Below are 2,898 nucleotides of genomic sequence, written 5' to 3' on the forward strand. Positions count from 1 at the left end.
AGTAGGGCATCGACACCACAACCGCAGAAGGACTTGCAAGATTCGGAATGCTCTCCGTCGACTGACAGTACTGTTTGCGATGATCCGCGATGGTTCCCTTTATGACGCTCCGGAGCAGAAAATTGCTTGACTTTTAACATAGGGGCACCCCCCCCGGCGTCTCGTACAACAAAGCGAACGGCTCCGAGTCCAACACTTCGAGACTCGCATAGCGTTGTATCCAAGAAACCCGCCGATCAATCTTCAAACCTCGAATCGTAACAAGTACCGGATAACAATTCACTCTTAAATCCATATGGCAATGATTAAGTTCCCTAGGTAAAGCAAATTTTTCCGCATTTTCAGAACGTCGGGAGAAGTTAATCGAAAACATGAATTATTCTGTGCATTGGGCGCACAACCAGTGCCAACCCATCGTCTCCTTGCACGAAAGGTGCATTCATGAAAAAGCGTTTAGCCATTGCCGGCCTGGCGTTGTCAGGATTGCTGCTCGTAACTTCCGCGATCCCAGTTTCCGCCGCAACTGAATCCAAAGCCATCCAGGAGCTCGCCGCTATGAGCCCCGGCTTGCCCATCTCCGAGCTCAAGTCATCTCTCACGACATATGCCAAGGAAAATGGCTTGACCCTGAGCCAAGCTACCAATAAGGCACTTGCTGAAAATCGTCAATCGGTTGCGGCTGCCGCCCCTGTTGCGAGTAAGAGCTCATCGCTAACCCAGGGCGCTGCGCCAGCAAATGCCGGCGGGGGTAGGATCTACAACTTGGGGTCCGCAAAACAAGGCGGCGACGTATTCGTGATGCCTGCCGGTTATGGCATTATCAATCATGGCCACACCGGTATTTTTATTTCGAAGACAGTCCTCGTCGAAGCCCCCGGAAGAAACAAGAAGAGCAGGTCAACAAGCTCCCTCAATTACAAAGTGAGCAAAGGCGCGGTCAAACAGCAGGTAAACCACATTGCGTCAGTGAAGACCAACGCTGCCAACCGCGCAAAGGGATTGACAGGCAAGAACTACAACATGAATTTTGCTGTCAATAAATCTGCCACTGGCAGAGACATGAACTGTTCACAGCTCGTATGGGCGGCGTTCAAATTAGTAAACAAAAGCATTGACTTAGATGGAAACGGAGGGCTCGGAGTCTATCCGTACGACATCAAGAAATCGAGCCGGACGACAACATACAAAACCTTCTAACCCAACACCACCAATAATGTAGTGGGTCGGCTGACAAGAAATCTGCCGCCGACCCACTGCAGCTGATCGGAAGAAACGCAACATGACTCGAACCCGCCCCGTGGCAATCACATTGGGAACCCTGCTTGCCCTGGCTTTGTCTGGCTGCACAGGGGGTGTAGAAACGCGTGCCCCTGCGGAATCCAATCTGCAGGATCTGGGGCAAACCAAGTATGCGGTATACCTCAGCCCGCCAAGCACTGACTTGGACGCGGAGAAAGGGTCCCAAGGAAAAGTCCTGCTCTTTGAGCAAGATGGCTCCTACCAGCTGGTTGAGACAGATGGTATGGACAACGGGCTGTTCGCTTGGAACGAGAAGGCGTTGTTCTTCAGCGACATGAACAATGACTACAAGATCGATGATTCTGGACTCGAAATTTCTCCGAGCCCCAAAACGGACAGTCAGAATGGAATGTTTTCAACCGATAACGGTTCATCGATTGGAGTCTACAACGACGGCTTCATAGAAAATGGATACGCGAGTCAGGTTGTGATCTCCTCAGACGGAAAATCGACGTTGCATGAAGCCGAGGGCAACTACTTCATCACTTCCCAATGCGGTGACATGATCTATGGCGCCAGCCGCACGACAGGACGATACACTCCTCCTGGGGAGCTTGAAAAAGAACCCATGATGTTCGCCCAATTGACTGGGACCAAGAACGGGTCCGAGCACGTTCTTGGTTCAAGTAACTTAGCCACTGAAGGCGCAGTGGTTCCCGATGCACCCTGTGTAGACGGAAGTGTATATTACCTTTCCGATGCCAGCTCCCAATCGATAGGTGATCAGCCCAAGCCTGTTTTATCGGCCTGGGACACACGCACCGGTAAGTACACAGAAGTGCCTCTCACAAATGTTTCGAACGATGAACCCCTCATGCGTGATGATGGAACAGGTCTACCGCAACTGGGCTCGGCTTCCATCCGCAAGGGTGCCATTGAATGGTACGGGGCAGGAAATGCAATATTTACCACTGATCTGAAAACAGGCGAAACGACCCATAAGTTCAATGTGGAGGGGCACACCAGTCAAGCATCCTCATCCCAAGCAGTCTTCACTCCCTCTGAGGTTGTCCAGTTGGTGGACAACAACGACGGTTCCGACTACCGCATCATTGCCTATGACCGTGACACCGGACGCGAAGTTTCTCGAACAGTCCTTCCGGGCCTAGTTGACGAGTTCAGCAATGACCTCATCCTCCGAGGATTCGCGGTGCGCCCGTAACTTTGTTCCAGGCAGCCAAGTTGAATCCGGGTCGCCGCAGAAAACGGAAAAAATCGTACGCTAAGGGCGAGTGGAGCCAGATAGCAATTGGACTTCAGCTTGCCGACGGAATCAAGTCAAAGGCTGTCCCGTAGCAGGACCAGGTAGAGCCCTCTGTTTGGCTGCGCAATCAGTGGCGTCGTCCCGCAAGGGGTCTGACCGCATAATTGAATTGCAGTGTTCCGATAGCCGGTCCTCCACCGGACACGCCAACCGCTGACCTGCTGCTTTGCTAATGGTGACCTATGAAGTGTCCGTATAGGGTGTACGGTGAACTGTCCGGTGAAGGATCCCTATGTGACACACTGATCTACATGTCTAAGATCATGGTCGGTTACGCACGCGTGTCCACGGAGGAGCAAGACCTCACCGCCCAGCGTGATGCCCTGGCATCCCTC

Annotated in this window: 2 protein-coding genes and 1 pseudogene; all 3 read left to right on the plus strand. The window is 52.4% G+C overall.

Annotated elements, in window-relative coordinates; genetic code table 11:
• Positions 1 to 441: 441 nt before the first annotated feature.
• Positions 442 to 1,197 carry a hypothetical protein gene (locus tag ACT3TP_RS18535; RefSeq protein ID WP_096283071.1) on the plus strand — a complete coding sequence of 252 codons (756 nt, stop codon included), beginning with the start codon at positions 442 to 444 and terminating at the stop codon, positions 1,195 to 1,197.
• An 82-nt stretch (positions 1,198 to 1,279) separates the two neighbouring features.
• Complete coding sequence (locus ACT3TP_RS18540) at positions 1,280 to 2,461, plus strand: hypothetical protein (protein ID WP_013348177.1); 1,182 nt, start codon at positions 1,280 to 1,282, stop codon at positions 2,459 to 2,461.
• A gap of 284 nt (positions 2,462 to 2,745) precedes the next feature.
• Positions 2,746 to 2,898, plus strand: a pseudogene (locus tag ACT3TP_RS18545) (recombinase family protein); the annotation flags it as partial.

Source organism: Glutamicibacter sp. AOP38-B1-38, from assembly GCF_052377485.1.
Lineage (GTDB): Bacteria > Actinomycetota > Actinomycetes > Actinomycetales > Micrococcaceae > Glutamicibacter.

Coding starts and splice junctions, on each gene's coding strand:
- ACT3TP_RS18535 (WP_096283071.1), top strand. CDS start 442: ATGAAAAAGCGTTTAGCCATTGCCGGCCTGGCGTTGTCAGGATTGCTG.
- ACT3TP_RS18540 (WP_013348177.1), top strand. CDS start 1,280: ATGACTCGAACCCGCCCCGTGGCAATCACATTGGGAACCCTGCTTGCC.